Annotated in this window: 10 protein-coding genes; 4 read left to right on the forward strand and 6 right to left on the reverse strand. The window is 65.1% G+C overall.

What is annotated here, in order from left to right; genetic code table 11:
- Positions 1 to 40: 40 nt before the first annotated feature.
- The 4 genes from B5X73_RS07795 to B5X73_RS07810 are packed head-to-tail and all read right to left on the reverse strand — an operon-like array spanning position 41 to position 6,654.
- On the reverse strand, positions 41 to 814 hold the full coding sequence (locus B5X73_RS07795; protein ID WP_079521209.1) for an SDR family NAD(P)-dependent oxidoreductase: 774 nt from the start codon (positions 812 to 814) through the stop codon (positions 41 to 43).
- A complete protein-coding gene (locus B5X73_RS07800) occupies positions 811 to 2,244 on the reverse strand; it encodes an efflux transporter outer membrane subunit (protein ID WP_079521210.1) in 1,434 nt (477 codons plus the stop codon). The genes B5X73_RS07795 and B5X73_RS07800 overlap by 4 nt, the downstream gene beginning before the upstream one ends.
- Before the next feature lie 3 nt (positions 2,245 to 2,247).
- Positions 2,248 to 5,439 (reverse strand): efflux RND transporter permease subunit, encoded by a 3,192-nt coding sequence (locus B5X73_RS07805; protein ID WP_043696638.1) that lies wholly within the window; start codon positions 5,437 to 5,439, stop codon positions 2,248 to 2,250.
- Between the two features lie 6 nt (positions 5,440 to 5,445).
- Complete coding sequence (locus B5X73_RS07810; protein ID WP_079521211.1) at positions 5,446 to 6,654, reverse strand: efflux RND transporter periplasmic adaptor subunit; 1,209 nt, start codon at positions 6,652 to 6,654, stop codon at positions 5,446 to 5,448.
- Between the two features lie 195 nt (positions 6,655 to 6,849).
- Between B5X73_RS07810 and B5X73_RS07815 the strand changes: the two genes are divergently transcribed.
- Positions 6,850 to 7,836, forward strand: a complete 987-nt coding sequence (locus B5X73_RS07815; RefSeq protein WP_079521212.1) for a LysR family transcriptional regulator — start codon at positions 6,850 to 6,852, stop codon at positions 7,834 to 7,836.
- A gap of 140 nt (positions 7,837 to 7,976) precedes the next feature.
- Here B5X73_RS07815 and B5X73_RS07820 read toward each other — a convergent pair whose 3' ends face one another.
- Positions 7,977 to 8,771 (reverse strand): undecaprenyl-diphosphate phosphatase, encoded by a 795-nt coding sequence (locus B5X73_RS07820; RefSeq protein ID WP_079521213.1) that lies wholly within the window; start codon positions 8,769 to 8,771, stop codon positions 7,977 to 7,979.
- Between the two features lie 180 nt (positions 8,772 to 8,951).
- Here B5X73_RS07820 and B5X73_RS07825 point away from each other — a divergent pair, with 180 nt between their 5' ends.
- The 3 genes from B5X73_RS07825 to B5X73_RS07835 are packed head-to-tail and all read left to right on the forward strand — an operon-like array spanning position 8,952 to position 13,456.
- Complete coding sequence (locus tag B5X73_RS07825; protein WP_079521214.1) at positions 8,952 to 10,466, forward strand: efflux transporter outer membrane subunit; 1,515 nt, start codon at positions 8,952 to 8,954, stop codon at positions 10,464 to 10,466.
- Positions 10,463 to 11,902: an HlyD/EmrA/EmrK family protein gene (locus B5X73_RS07830; protein ID WP_079521215.1), complete on the forward strand. Its 1,440-nt coding sequence runs from the start codon at positions 10,463 to 10,465 to the stop codon at positions 11,900 to 11,902. Before B5X73_RS07825 ends, B5X73_RS07830 begins: the two co-directional genes overlap by 4 nt.
- A gap of 3 nt (positions 11,903 to 11,905) precedes the next feature.
- Positions 11,906 to 13,456, forward strand: a complete 1,551-nt coding sequence (locus B5X73_RS07835) for a DHA2 family efflux MFS transporter permease subunit (RefSeq protein ID WP_079521216.1) — start codon at positions 11,906 to 11,908, stop codon at positions 13,454 to 13,456.
- A 119-nt stretch (positions 13,457 to 13,575) separates the two neighbouring features.
- Here the strand turns inward: B5X73_RS07835 and acpA are convergent, their stop codons facing one another.
- The gene (acpA, locus tag B5X73_RS07840; RefSeq protein WP_079521217.1) at positions 13,576 to 15,255 is read right to left on the reverse strand and encodes an acid phosphatase; all 1,680 of its coding nucleotides are present in this window, start codon (positions 15,253 to 15,255) and stop codon (positions 13,576 to 13,578) included.
- Between the last annotated feature and the right edge of the window lie 324 nt (positions 15,256 to 15,579).

Raw genomic sequence — 15,579 nt, forward strand, 5'->3', positions numbered from 1 at the left:
GCCGGATTTTTAGCCGACGCTTTTCTCGACAAAGGGGCGGCTACCAGGCGATCCTGAGCTTGTCGCGAAAAAACTGTCCGTGCGCGGCGTCGCGCTCAGACAGCAGTGCCGCCCACACGATACCCTCGGCGCTCTCCGCTACCGGTCGACCGCCGCTTCCGCCCATGGCCGTCGCCGTCCATCCGGGGGAGACCGCATTGATGAGCACGCCGCTGCCTTCGAGTTCGCGCGCGGCGACCTGCGTATATGCATTCAACGCCGCCTTGGAAATGCGATACGCCGGTGCGTTGTCGCCGCACATCTCATGCGTCGCGCATTCGCTCGACACATTGACGATCCGGCCGTAACCATGGCGACGCATCAGGGGAAGCGCGGCGGCCGTGAGACACCATGCCCCGAGTAGATTCACGTCGAGCGCGCCACGGATGTCATCGATGTCGGGCTTCGACGTGCGAGCTCGCACGTCGAAATGCCCGCCCGCGTTATTGATGAGAATGTCGAGCCGACCGAAGCGGCCATCGATGGTCGCGATCGTCGCTTCGATATCGTCGGCACGGGTGACGTCGAGCCGTATGGCGTGGGCGTCTCCGCCCAGTTCGCGTACCGACTTCGCGGCTTTCTCCGCCTTGGCGAGTTCACGCCCGCCGAGAAATACCGTGACACCCAGCGAAGCCAGCTGCTTCGCCACTTCAAAGCCGATCCCGCGATTGGCGCCGCTCACCAGCGCGATGCGCTGGCTGAGCGGCGGTTCCACGGCGGTCGGGTTCATACGCTTCGTCTTTACGGGCAGGCGATGAACCTTCGCGGGGCTCATGGGGCTTTCGCAACCTCGCTGCACGCGTTGTCGCCGCACGCCTGCCATCCACCGCCCAGGGCCTTGTACAGCTGCACGGCACGGGTGTTGATGGCGGCCTCGGCTTCCGCGAGCTGATCTTCGGCGGAGAGCTGGGTGCGCTCCGCGTCGAGCAGTTCGAGGTAGTCGGTGCGGCCCGCGTCATAGCGCAACTTGGCCAGCTCCGCCGCACGACGGCTCTCCGTCGCCTGGACGACCAGCTTTTCGACACGCACGCGCTGCTGGTTGAAACCGACCAGTGAGTTGTCGACGTCTTCCAGCGCGGTGAGCACCGTGCGGTCGTAGTTGGCCTGCGCTTCCTCCGCCTGAGCACGTGCGCCGCGCACGCCGGAAGCGACGCGCTGCACGTTGAGCCCGGACCAGGAGATGCTCGGCGCGACCTGGAACGCGCGCGAATCGGCACCGCCGAAGTCGTTGCTGCGGCCCGCGAGGAAACCGATGAAACCGCCCAGTGAGATATGGGGGAAGTAGTCGGCCTTGGCCACACCGATGCGCGCGTTCGCGGCGGCAAGCTGACGCTCGGCGATCCGGATATCCGGACGGCGCTGCAGCACTTCGTCGGCGCCGCCGATGGCCAGGCTGACGTCGATCGGCCTGAAGGTCGCGGGTGACAGATCGACGTCCAGTTCACCCGGTCGCGAACCGAGAAGCACCGCTATGCGGAAGGTATCGGCCTGTGCCTGGGTCTCGAGCACCGGCAGCTGCGCCTCGACCGCCGCGAGGCGTGCCCTGGCGCTGGCCAGATCCTGCTCGGCACCGGTGCCGACCTCCACGCGTGCGTTGATCACCTTCAGTGAATCGCGCTGGTTGGCGATGTCGCGATTGGCCACATCGATCCGCAGCTGCGTGCCGCGCAGGTCGAAGTAGTTGCGTGCGACTTCGGCGAACAGCGTGACCTGAGCATCCTGCAACGAGGCTTCGCCCGCGGCGGCATCGGCGCGGGCCGCCTCGACCGAGCGCCGAACGCCCCCGAACAGGTCGAGTTCCCACGATGCATCGAAGCCCGCCTGATACTGCGTCACCGTCGTGCGCTGATCGGTGAAGCCCGGCTGCTGCGCACGCGTGCGCTGGTACGAGGCAACGGTTTCCACGTCGGGAATCTGCTGCGACTTCGCGGTACCCAGCGCGGCACGCGCCTGATTCAGCCGGGCCATCGCGATACGCAGGTCCGGCGCGCCCTTCGCCGCGCGGACGATCAGCGCATCGAGCGTCGGATCGCCGAACTGCTTCCACCACTGCGCCTGCACGTCACCATGGTTCTGGTGCGTGGCGTCGACGCCTTGCAGGGTGACCGGCGCTTCCTTCGGCGCGTGGTAATCGGGGCCCACGCTCGCGCACCCGGCGAGAACGAGGGCCGCGAACAGGGCCGTACTACGGAACATGACTTTCATGAATTACGACTCCCGGGCCGCGTTGTCGAGGAGACGACGTTCGCGGCGCGCGTTGCGGCGAGCCTCGGAGCGTTCGTTCCAGGCGCGGATCAGCACATAGAAGAGCGGGGTGAAGATCAGGCCGAAGAAGGTCACGCCCAGCATGCCGGCGAACACCGCCACGCCCATCGCATGACGCATCTCCGCACCCGCGCCGTGCGAGGTCACCAGCGGCACCACGCCCATGATGAAAGCGAACGAGGTCATCAGGATCGGGCGCAGTCGCAGGCGGGCCGCTTCGAGCACCGCGTCCACACGGTTCATGCCACCGATCTCCGCCTCTCGGGCGAACTCGACGATAAGGATCGCGTTCTTACAGGCCAGGCCCACGAGAACGATCAGGCCGATCTGGGTGAAGATGTTGTTGTCACCACCGGTCACGATCACACCGACGATCGCGGACAGCAGCACCATCGGCACGATCAGGATCACGGCCAGCGGCAGGCTGAGGCTTTCGTACAGCGAGGCCAGCACGAGGAAGACGAGCAGGACGGACAGCGGGAACACCAGCACCGCGGTATTGCCGGCGAGGATCTGCTGGTAGGTAAGCTCGGTCCACTCATAGGTCATGCCGTTGGGCAGGTTGGCCTGGACGAGCTTCTCCATTGCGGCCTGAGCCTGACCCGTGCTGTAGCCCGGCGCCGCGCCACCGTTGATTTCGGCGGTGGGATAACCGTTGTAGTGCTGCACACGATCCGGGCCGTTGGTCTGGCGTACGGTGAGGAACGAACCCAGCGGCACGAGGTCGCCCGCGGCGTTGCGCGTCTTCAGCCCCACGATGTCGGATGGCTCATGACGGAACGACGGTTCGGCGGACACGTTCACCTGATAGGTGCGACCGAAGCGGTTGAAGTCGTTGACGTAGAGCGAACCGAGGTACGCCTGCATGGTCTGGAACACGTCGCCAAGGTCGATACCTTCCGACTTCGCCTTCTCGCGATCGATGTCGGCGTCGAACTGCGGCACGCTCACCTGGAAACTGGTGAACAGGTGCGCGAGCTCCGGTGTCTTCTGGCTGGCGGCGATGATGCCCTGGGTCTGCTTGTACAGCTCCTCGAAGCCCAGGTCGCCACGATCCTCGATCTGCATGCGGAAGCCGCCGATCGTGCCGAGGCCGTTGACCGGAGGCGGCGGGAAGATGGCGATGTACGCGTCCTGGATGCCGGCGAACTGGCCGTTCAGACGAGCCGCGATCGCCTCGGCCGACAGATCGGCGGAACGACGTTCCTCGAACGGTTTGAGCGTGACGAACACGATGCCCGCGTTGGTGCTGTTGGTGAAGCCGTTGATCGAAAGGCCGGGGAACTGCACCGCGCTTTCGACGCCCGGATCCTTCAGAGCGATATCGCCCATGCGGCGGATCACGCCTTCGGTACGATCCAGCGAGGAGGCATCCGGCAACTGCGCGAACGACACGAGGTACTGTTTGTCCTGGGTCGGGACGAAACCCGTCGGCGTCTTCGCGAAGCCGAGCACGCCGAGGGCGACGAGACCGGCGTAGAGCACCAGCACGACCGCCGAGAAGCGCAGGATCTTCTGTACACCGCCGACATAGCCGTGCGATGCGCGGTCGAAGCCACGGTTGAACGGCCGGAACAACCAGCCGAGGCTGCGCTCCATCCAGATCGTGAGCTTGTCTTTCGGCTCGTCGCGGCCCTTCAGCAGGATCGCGGAGAGCGCCGGGCTCAGGGTCAGCGAGTTGAAGGCCGAGATCACCGTCGAGATGGCGATGGTCAGGGCGAACTGGCGATAGAACTGTCCGGTCAGACCGCTGATGAAGGCGGCTGGCACGAACACCGCGCAGAGCACGAGCGCCGTCGCCACGATCGGTCCGGTAACTTCGGTCATGGCCTGACGTGTCGCCATCTTCGGGTCGAGACCGTGCTCGATGTGTCGCTCGACGTTCTCCACGACCACGATTGCGTCATCGACGACGATGCCGATTGCCAGCACGAGGCCGAACAACGACAGCGCGTTGAGCGAGAAGCCGACCAGGTACATCACGGCGAAGGTGCCGATCAGCGATACCGGTACCGCCACGAGAGGAATGATCGATGCACGCCAGGTCTGCAGGAACAGGATGACGACGAGCACCACGAGGACGATCGCTTCGAACAGCGTATGCACGACCGCCTCGATGGAGCCGCGCACAAACACGGTCGGATCGTAGACGATCGAATAGTCGACACCCTGCGGGAAATCCTTCTTCAGCGTCGCCATCTCGGCACGCACTTCGTCCGAGATCGCGATCGCGTTCGAGCCCGGACGCTGGAAGATCGGGATCGCGACCGCCTCGCGGTTGTTCAGCAGGCTGCGCAGCGCATAGTTGTTCGAGCCGAGCTCGACGCGGGCGACGTCGCGCAGATGCGTGACCGAGCCCGACGCGTCGCTGCGCACGATGATGTTGAGGAAGTCGTCCTCGGTCACCAGCCGGCCGCGCGTGTTGATGTTGACCTGGAACGCGTTCGAGTTCGGACCGGGCGGCGCATTCAGCGAGCCCGCGGCGACTTCGATGTTCTGCTCGCGTACGGCCTTGATCACGTCACCCGTGGTCAGGTTACGGATGGCCAGCTTTTCCGGGTTCATCCACACGCGCATGCTGTATTCGCCGGCGCCGAACAGCTGGACGTCACCCACGCCGTCGAGACGGGCGAGCTGGTCCTTGATGCGCGTACGCGCATAGTTCGACAGGTAGAGCATGTCATAGCGGTGATCGGGCGAGGTCAGATGCACGACCATGGTCAGGTCGGGCGAGCTCTTCGTCGTCGTCACGCCGAGACGCTGCACTTCTTCCGGCAGACGCGGCAGGGCCTGGGCGACGCGGTTCTGCGTCTGCACCTGCGCGTTGTCGAGGTCGGTACCCAGGGCGAAGGTGACCGTGAGGGTCATCTGGCCGTCGCTGGTCGCCTGCGAGGAGGTGTACAGCATGCCTTCCACGCCGTTGATCTGCTCTTCGAGCGGCGTGGCGACGGTCTCGGCGATGACCTTCGGGTTGGCACCCGGGTAGCTCGCCTTGACCACGACGGTCGGCGGAACGACCTCCGGGTATTCGCTGATCGGCAGTTTGAACACGGCGATACCGCCCGCGATCAGGAACAGCACCGACAGCACGCCCGCGAGGATCGGGCGGTTGACGAAGTATTGGGCGATTTTCATGGTGGATCAGTCCTGGTTCTGCGCCACGCTGTCGACGCCGGCCGGACGGTTGGCGGCGACGTTGCGCATGCCCTCCGGTACCAGCGAGGCCATCGCCACGCGCTTCGCATTCACTTCGACGCCGGGGCGTACGTGCTGGAGGCCGTTGACGATGACGACGTCGTCGGCATTGAGGCCGGTATCGACGACACGCAGGCCGTCGACCAGTGCGCCCGTGGAAATGCGGCGGTACTCGACCTTCTTGTCCTTGCCCAGCACGTAGACGAACTTGTTGCCCAGATCGGTGCCGACCGCCTTGTCGTCGATCAGCGCGCGCGGCTGGGTGTTGCCGCTGCGCAGTTCGACGCGGGCGAACAGGCCGGCCGTATAAGCGCCGTCCGCGTTCGGGAACACCGCACGCAGGCGGATCGTGCCGGCGCCGGCGCGGATCTGGTTGTCGACGAAGTCGATCTTCCCGGCGTGCGGATAGCCGGTCTCGTCGGCCAGCCCCATTTCTACCTCGGGCGCGTGACCGCTCTGGCGGCGCAGGCGATCGAGCTTGAGGAAGGTCTGCTCATCGACATCGAAGTAGACGTACATCGGATCGACGGTAACCACGCTGGTCAGCGTGTCGCTGGGCGTCACGAGGTTGCCGGCGGTGATCTGCGCGTTGCTGACCTTGCCGTCGACCGGGGCGCGAACCTCGGTGAACGACAGGTTGAGGCGGGCGTTATCGAGTGCGGCCTGCACCGAGGCGGCTTGCGCCTTGGCGCTGGCGGCCGCGGTATCGAGACGGTCGGCCTCTTCCTGCGAGACGGCATGCTGCTGGACCAGTTTGGCGCCGCGGGCCGCATTGGCGTCGGCATTCTTGGCTTCGGCGCGGGCCTGCGCGAGGTTCGCGGCCAGACGGTCGGACTCGGCCTTGTAGGGACGAGGGTCGATGGTGAAAAGCAGGTCGCCCTTCTTCACCGAGGTACCTTCGCGGAAATGCACGGTGTCGATATAGCCACTGACGCGCGGCTTGATCTGGATCGAGTCGACCGCCTGCATGCGGCCAGTGAACGCGCTGGCGTCGGACACCGGGCGCAGGAGGACCTGGGCTACCGTGACTTCGGGCGCCGGCATGGCCGGGGCGGGCTCGGCAGCGTGGGAGGGCAGGCCGCCGCTGCTCAGCCACAGCGCGGAGGCGATGGCAACAGCGAGTGCGGACGAACCGAACAGGAGTTTCTTTTTCATGACGGGGTCCTAGAGAGCATCGAAGCGAAGGCTGGAAGTCGTGCGGCGGCGCAGCGTACGACCTCAAGCGCGCTCGAGGTCAAGCCGGTTTCACCCAGGTGACGTAATCTAGGTCTTGACCGTCAAGCGAAAAATGGGTCTACAATCACCTCGCCTGTGACGCACAGTCACGAATGACGGTCCCCGGAGTTGGCGATGGAAGACTTCTCAGCGATCAGCGTTTTCGTCCGCGTGGTGGAAGCCAAGAGCTTTTCTTCTGCGGCGCAGCATCTGGAAATGACCCCTTCGGGCGTTAGCCGGGCGATCTCGCGACTGGAGGAAAGCCTCGGTGCGCGGCTGTTCTTCCGTTCGACACGTTCGCTGCGGTTGACCGACGATGGCTCCGCGTTCTACTCCAGATGTAAGGAGATCCTCGCGGACCTTACCGAAGCCACCGAGGCGCTCGGGTACGCGAAAACCAAGCCGGCCGGCAAGCTCAGGGTGGCGGCGTCGTCGGCCGTGGGCCGGGCCGCGCTGATACCCAATCTGGCCGAGTTCGAGCAGCGTTTCCCGGACATTCGGCTGGAACTGACCATGTGCGACTTTCCCTTCGATCTGAATGAGGAAGGGTTCGATTGCGCGATCCGGATGGGCGAGCTCGCCGATTCCAGCCTGATCGCGCGGAAGATCGGGCACTTCAGCAACGTGTTGTGCGCGGCGCCGTCGTATCTGGCGCGCCACGGGACGCCGACCAGCATCGAGGATCTCAAGGCCCATCGCACGGTCAACTTCGTGCATCCCAGCACGGGCAAGCCGTACCAGTGGCAGTTCGATTCGCCGAGTGGCCGGGTCGCCGTCGATGTCGATGCGCACATGCTCATCAATGACGGCGAGTCGGTGATTCAGGCGGCGGTCGCGGGCCTCGGCATCATCCAGGCACCGCATTGCCTGGCGGCCACCGCCCTGCAGAAGGGCGCGCTCGAAATCATCATGACGGACACGATCTCCACCGGTTCCAACCTGTGGATCGTGTACCCGCAGAAGCGCCACCTCTCCGCGCGCGTGCAGGCCTTCATCGAGTGGACCAGCGAGCTGTTCCAGCGGACCAGCACGCCGCAGTGCAAGCTGCTAGAACAGCAGGAAGCCGAACTGGCGCGTTTGCGTGCGGCCCCGCCGGTGGAGCGTATCGCGGCTGTTGCGTGAGGTTTTCTTGCGGGAAAGCATCACCGGCGGGGCTGGCTCCTACGGGATTCGCGGACCCGGCGGGCGTGCCGCAGCGCTGTAGGAGCCAGCCCTGCTGGCGAAAAGCCAACGAAGCGGCATAGCCATGCCCCGGCTAGCCGTTAACCTCCAGCCGGCAGAAACAGCAACAGCGCAATCCCCAGCACGATCCGGTAAATCGAGAACACCGTAAACCGGTGTGAGCGGATATACCCCAGCAGCCACTTCACCGCGACGAACGCGACAATCGTCGACACGACGAAAGCCACCGCCAGCCCGGTCCAGTCCTCGCCGGCCGCGCCGCCGTGCGTGAAGGTCTTCAGCAACTCGTAGCCGGTCGCCGCATACATGGTCGGGATGCCGACGAGGAACGCGAACTCGGTAGCGGCCGCGCGATTGGTGGTGCCGCCCAGCATGGCCACGAAGATGGTGGATGCCGAACGTGACGTACCGGGGAAAATGCCGGCGACCATCTGCGCCAAGCCGACCAGGATGGCGACACGCCAGCTGACGAACACCTGATCGGGCCGATTGGCAGCCACTTTCTCGGCCACCATCATCCAGATGCCGCCGATGATCAGCGCCCATGCGATCGGCGTGATCGTCTCGGGGAGCTTGAAGCCGAGCTTGGTGACGATCAGGCCAAGCACCGCGGTGATCAGGAAGGCCACACCCAGCTTCATGACGTAATCGCGCGTTTCCGGGCGACGCCAGTTGGTCAGCAGATTCCAGATCGTCCGCCAGTAGATGAACGTTACGGCGAGGATCGCACCGGCCTGAATGGCGACATTGAACAGGTCGGAGCGCGCGCCGAGCCAGCGTTCGGCGATGAGCAGGTGACCGGTGCTGGAGATGGGCAGAAATTCGGTGATCCCCTCGACGATGCCGAGGAGGATGTCGCTGATCAGGTCATTCACGGGCGGGGAAATCCGGTGGTCGAGCAGGTCCCCTAGCTTAGCCGCACCGCAGCACGAATCCGTGCGACTTGCTTCACTCAATGAACCGTCACGCGTTGCCCACGTCAACCACTGTTAATTTTCGGCGACGCAGCAAGGGCATGTCATCGCCTCTCGCAAGAAATTTCACACGGATTCGACATGCACACATTCCTCCGGCTCCGCCGTCGAACCGGCGGGCTACGCATTGGCGTACTTGTCGCGGCGCTTGCGGTCGCCGCCTGCGCGCCCGCCGTGCGTCCTCCGGCCTTCGTTCCGCGCGACGAAGTACCTGTCGCCGGGCTGCCCACGTCCCAGGCGGGATGGCCGCAGCCTGAGTGGTGGAAACGGTACGACGACGCGCAGCTCGATCGTATCGTCGACCTCGCCATGCGCGGCTCGCCCAACATGGAGCAGGCCGAAGCCCGGTATCGGGCGGCGCTCCGCGCCGTGGATGCCTCGAAGGCGGAACTGAACCCGCAGGTACGCGGGCTTCTGAATGGCGGGCACGGGTACAACGACGTGTCCCTGCAGGGTCAGGCACCCGGTGCCGCCGGTAGCGCCCAGGGGTTTCAGCTGAATCCCGGCAAGAGCTGGAGCAACAGCGGCGCCGCAGGGGCGCTCGCGACGTGGGACCTCGACCTGTGGGGCAAGCAGAAGGCTGCGGTCGAGGCAGCCGTCGGCCAGGCCCGTGCCGCCGAGGCCGAGCGGGCCTCCGCGGCGACGTCGCTGCAGTACAACGTCGTCAACACCTACTTCGACTGGCAGGCGCAGCAGGCGCGCCTCGCCGTCGCCCGCCATGCATCCGACAGTTCGTCGCAGTACCGCGAGCTGGTCGAATTGCGTGTGCATGGCGGTCTTGACGATCCGACCACCCTCGATCAGGCCGATGGGCAGCTCGCGCAGACGCGGCAGAACGTGGCGCAGCTGGAAGGCGCCGCAAGCCTGGATCTCGTCCAGCTCGCCGCGCTGGCCGGCGTATCGCCGAAGGACCTGGGTAGCCTCACGCCGTCGCCGCTGCCCACACCCGATACGCGGCTGCCCGACGACGCCCGGCTGGGTCTGCTCGCACGGCGGCCCGATATCGCAGCGGCGCGATGGCAGATCGAAGCCTCGTCGAAGAACATCGACCAGGCGCGCAAGGCCTATTACCCCGACGTGAGCCTGATGGCGCTGGGTGCCTTCCTGCGTACCTATCCGGATCTCGGCTCGGGAACGCGGACCGACCTGACGCTGGGCAACATCGGCGCGTCGGTACAGTTGCCGATCTTCAGTGGCGGCCGCCTGCGTGCGCAGTTCGAGAATGCGCAGGCCCAGCTCGACAGCGCCGTGGCGCAGTACGACGGGGCAGTGGTGCAAGCGGCCGGCGATATCGCGCAAGGTGTCGCCACGCTGCAGATGCTGGATAACCAGCGCGTGCAGGTCGACCGGCAGTACGACGCCAGCGCCGCGCAGAAGGCCAAAGCCGCTGACCGTCGGTCGAAAGGCCTGATCGACGACCGCACCTGGCTCAATGCCGATATGCAGCTGGACCAGCAGCGCGATGCGCGCCTGCAGCTCACCAGCCAGATGCTTTCCGCCAATCTTTCCCTCATCCACGCGCTCGGCGGCGGTTATCACGCCGACGACCTGCCCGATCTTCCGGCCGCCGCCGCCGGCAAGGACTCCCCGCGATGACCATTGAAAACGACGATCAGCGCGAAGGCGCCGAAGGCGGCCTGACGCCGCAGCCGTACAAGTACCGCTACAAGTACCTGCACAAGTACGGTGACGAATCGCCGCGTGGCGAGCGCGACGACGATGGTCGTCACGACGGCGACGATGACGAGAAGAAGCCTCAGGACAAGCCCGACGGCAAGGACGACGAGAAGAAGGACGCCGACAAGAAAGACGGCGACAAGGACGGTAAGGACAAGGACGGTAAGGACAAGAAGGACGAGGACCCGAAGGCGAAGCGCAAGAAGGTCATCATCCTTTCCATCATCGCCGCGGTCTTCATCCTCGCCGGCCTGGCATGGCTGCTTCTCTACATCTTCGTGCTGTCACAGCGCGAGACGACCGACGATGCCTATGTGAAGGGCGATATGGTCACGATCTCCTCGCGCATCGCCGGCACGGTGGTGGAGGTGGGCGTGGAAGAAACCGAGCGCGTCCATCAGGGTCAGGTGCTGATCAGGCTCGACCCCGTCGATGCGAAGGTCGCCCTGATGAACGCCGAAGGCCAGCTCGCCCAGGCTGTGCGCGAAGCACAGGCCAGGATGCAGCAGGCCAACCAGGCCGACGCCGCGATTCCGCAGCGCCGTGCGCAGTATGAGCAGGCACGTGACGACTACAACCGTCGCCATCCGCTGCTCGAGCGTCGCGCCGTATCGGCCGAAGAAGTCGACACGGGCAAGCGCCAGATGCAGCAGGCCAAGGCCGCACTGGATGCCGCGGAGCGCGAGGCCGCAGCCGCTCATGCGCAGGTCGATGGCACCACGATCGAGAACTATCCCGCGGTGATTCAGGCGCGTTCGCAGTTCCGTAACGCATGGGTCAACAATGGGCGCAACGCGATCGTCTCCCCGATCGAAGGCTATGCCGCCCGTCGTCAGGTACAGGTCGGCCAGCGTATTCAGCCGGGCCAGGATCTGCTTACGGTCGTGCCGCTCGCCGACCTCTGGGTGGATGCGAACTTCAAGGAGACGCAGCTCGAACACATCCGCATCGGCCAGCCGGTGAAGCTGACGACCGACATGTACTCGGACGTGGAATATCACGGCAAGGTCGTCGGTCTCAATGCCGGCACCGGCAGCGCGTTCTCGCTGCTGCCCGCCGAGAACGCGACCGGCAACTGGATCAAGGTCGTACAGCGTCTGCCCGTGCGCGTGGCGATCGATGCGGAAGACCTCCGCAAGCATCCGCTGCGGATCGGTCTGTCGACCGACGTGAACGTCGATACGCACGACCGCGATGGCCGTGTGCTGTCCGACACGATCCGCAGCAAGCCTCTGGCCAGCACCAACGTCTATGAGGAGGAGATGGGCGAAGCCGACCAGCGCGCCGAACAGATCATCCGCGAGAACACCGTGGATACGACGCCTAAGCCGGTCCCGGCGAAGCGCGGCGGCTGATCGATGGCTGGGCAGAACGGCAACGGCGCATCCCGGCCGCCGCTCACCGGCGGTGCGCTGGTCCTGCTCACCGCGGGCGTGGCGCTCGCCACGTTCATGGAGGTGCTCGACATCTCCATCGTCAACGTGTCGGTGCGCACCATCGCCGGCAACGTAGGCGTGAGCAGCAACGAGGGCACGATGGCGATCAGCGCCTACTCCATGGCCAGCGCGGTGATGCAGCCGCTGACCGGCTGGGTGGCACGTCGCTTCGGTGAAGTGCGGACCTTCATGGTGTCGGTGATGCTGTTCGTCGTGTTTTCCGCACTCTGCGGATTTTCCACGTCGATGCCGATGCTGATTGTCTTCCGCCTCCTGCAGGGCGCGGTGTCGGGTCCGATGGTCCCGCTTTCGCAGACGCTGCTGCTCAACAACTACCCCGTGGCGAAGCGACCTATCGCGCTGGCGCTATGGGCGATGACCGTGGTCGTCGCGCCGGTCTTCGGCCCGATCCTCGGCGGCTGGATTACCGACAATTACCACTGGTCGTGGATCTTCTTCATCAACATCCCGGTCGGCATCTTCGCGGTCGTCGTCACCTATGCGCTGCTTCGCGACCGTGAGTCGAAAGTCACGAAGATGCCTATCGACGCGATCGGCCTGTTCCTGCTGGCCGTCGGCGTGGGCTGCCTGCAGTTCATGCTCGACAACGGCAACGACGACGACTGGTTCAGTTCAACGACCATCGTGGTGCTCGCCATCGTGTCGCTGGTCTGCATCACCTTCCTGGTCGCATGGGAGCTGATGCACAAGCATCCGGTGGTGGAGCTTCGCCTGCTGGGCCGACGAAACTTCTTCGTGGGCGTGCTGTGCCTCTCGCTGGGCATGTTCGCCTTCTTCGGCGGTACGGTGGTCATGCCGATGTGGGTTCAGGAGGTACTCGGCTACACGGCCACCTGGGCAGGCTTCGTCGTCGCTCCCATCGGCATCCTGGCTATCGTGCTGTCGCCCATCGTCGGCGTGTTCCAGAGCAAATTCGACCTGCGTCTGCTCAATACGATCGGCTTCGCGGTGTTCGCTGCCGCATCGTTCTATATGTCGACGCTCAGCACGAACGCGCCGTACAGCGAGCTGGCCATCCCGCGGCTCTGCATGGGTGCGGGCATCGCGTTGTTCTTCGTGCCGGTGAACCAGATCATCCTCTCGGGCATGCCCGATGAGGAGGTCGCGAGCGCATCCGGGTTGTCGAACTTCTTCCGCACGCTGGCAGGCAGTATCGCGACGGCCGTGAGTACGACGATGTACTCCCATCGCACGACGTATCACCACGCGGTGCTGTCGGAGAACGTCGTCGAGGGCAGCCGCACGACGACAGAGTACCTCGATCGCTTCCAGGCACTTGGCGTGCAGGGCCCGACCGCCAACGCGGCGCTCAACCGCATCGTCGACATGCAGGCGGCGACTCTGGCGGTCAATGACGTGTTCTGGATCTTTGGCCTGATCTTCGGACTGGCGATGATCGCCATCTGGTTTGCCAAGCCGCCGTTCGCGTCGGGCGGTACTCCCGGACACTGAGGGTCCGGGCTGTCGCCAGCAGGCTGGCTCCTACGAGCAGACTGGCTCCCACCGCTGCCGGCGTCCCGAGGTCGGGGCTGCGGGAGATGGTCCGGTGGGAGCCCACCCTGTTGGCGATATCAAGTCGCCGAAAAGTCGAGCGTTTCGGTAAGATCGCCCGCCGCCGGCCCACCCGCCGCCACCATCGCATCCTCACGGATCTTCAGCCCCGGCAGCTTTTCCAGCTTGAACCGGCGCGTCAGGAAGCGCGCGATGGATCCGGTGTCGTAGATCGTGTGCTCGACGTGGCCCTTCTTCGCATAGGGCGAGACGACCAGCGCAGGGATGCGCGTACCCGGCCCCCAGCGGTCGCCCTTCGGCGGAGCGACGTGATCCCACCAGCCGCCGTTCTCATCGAACGTGATCACCACCAGCATGTTCTTCCACTGCGGGCTCTTGCGCAGCGCATGTACGACGTTGGCGATATGACGATCGCCGGCTTCCACGTCGGAGTAGCCGGCGTGCATGTTGAGGTCGCCTTGCGGCTTGTAGAACGCCACCGGCGGCAGCTTCCCAGCCGCGATGTCCGCAAGAAAATGATTCGTCGCCGCCGTCTCGCCAAGACCGCCATCGCGCAAATGCTTCTTGCGCGCTTCGGTTCCCGGAGCCAGCGTCACGAAGTAATTGAGCGGCTGGTGATGTGGCTGGAAGTTCGGCGTCTGCGGGAAGCTGGCGTCGTCACCGTCGCCCTTACCGTCGAGCGCGGCCTGGAAACCGCCGCCATACCAGGCCCAGTCGACATCCTTCGCCGAGAGCACGTCGCCGATGTGTTTATGCTTCTGCGGCACCAGCGTGTTGGCGCTGGTGGCGTCGGCAAGCAGCGGATTCCTGCGATCGACGTTGAAGCCCGGCGAATAGGGCGGACCGATGGTGTTCACCGCCCAGAAGTCCGGGGTCAGCGTATTGTGGTGCGCGAACTTGGGTTTGCCGTCCATGGCGCTCTTCGGCGATTCCTCGTCCATCTTCAGGCGATGGTCCAGCGGATCGCCGCTTTCGGTCACCGCGATGTTGAACTGCGCGGGGCTCTTGTCGGCGTCCGGATAGAACGGCGGTTGCGCGGCGACGAGGTACTGGTGGTTGAGGAACGAACCGCCAAAGGCCCCCATGAAGAAGTTGTCGCACAAGGTGAATTGCGAGGCGATATTCCACAGGCGCAGGTGCACGGGTGCGCTGGCGTAGTGCCCCATGGTCAGCGCGCCGTTGTCACCCCACGCGACGAAGCCGTCGTTCTTGCCGCCGTTGATCTGCAGCTGGTTGTTATAGAACGCGTGGACGAGATCGCGCGTGACCAGACCGTGCGGCAGCGGGGTGCCGTCGCCGGTGTGCAGTGCCCACGGCGCGTTCGGCAGGCCGGTAATGTCCTTTTCGCCGATCTTGTACGTTTTATGGTCGACGACCTGCTCGTGCGGCACGAGCCCGCCCCAGATGGGTGGCAGGGTCTTCAGCGGGGTGCCGTCGCGATCCCGCTGGATCAGACGTTCTGGCGGAACTTCGCTCAGCGGCTGCTGCAGACCGGGGAAGTCCCCGAACAGATTGTTGAAGCTGCGGTTTTCCGCGTAGATCACGACCACGTTGTCGATGTGTCTTTCGAGCAACGCATCCAGTGCGGCACCGGTCGGCGCTGGGCCAGCCGCCTTCTTGCCGGCTGCGGTCACCTCGCTTGCGCCACCCAGCGCGAGCATGGCGCCGGTCGTGGCCATGCCGCCCAGCAACCGGCGTCGCGCGGCGTCGGGGGTGTCGTTATCGGTTTTCTTGGTCATGGAGCGGCTCTGCGTGCGCCGGCCCGGGGAAAGGCGGCGGTGTGGGAGGGGCGAGGCCCCGCTAGGGACCGAAGCGTAAACGATGTGGGTGGCTCGGGAAAACGCGACGGCATCGGGAACGAGGCGTCAACGCTCGCGGACCTATTTACTGCGGCATGCGCGAGTCGGATGATGGCGCCGGCGCAAGGTTGCGCGACAGGGGAAATCGCGATGGCTATCAGATCTGGCCTCGGCATCGCCGTGGCTGTCGTACGGGGACATGGGCGGACGCTTTGCGCGGTCGGCGTCTTCGTATTGTCGATGACGCTCGCTGCTTGCTCCGGC

Origin of the sequence: Luteibacter sp. 22Crub2.1, assembly GCF_900167995.1 — a bacterium.
In the GTDB taxonomy this organism is placed as follows: Bacteria; Pseudomonadota; Gammaproteobacteria; order Xanthomonadales; family Rhodanobacteraceae; genus Luteibacter; species Luteibacter mycovicinus.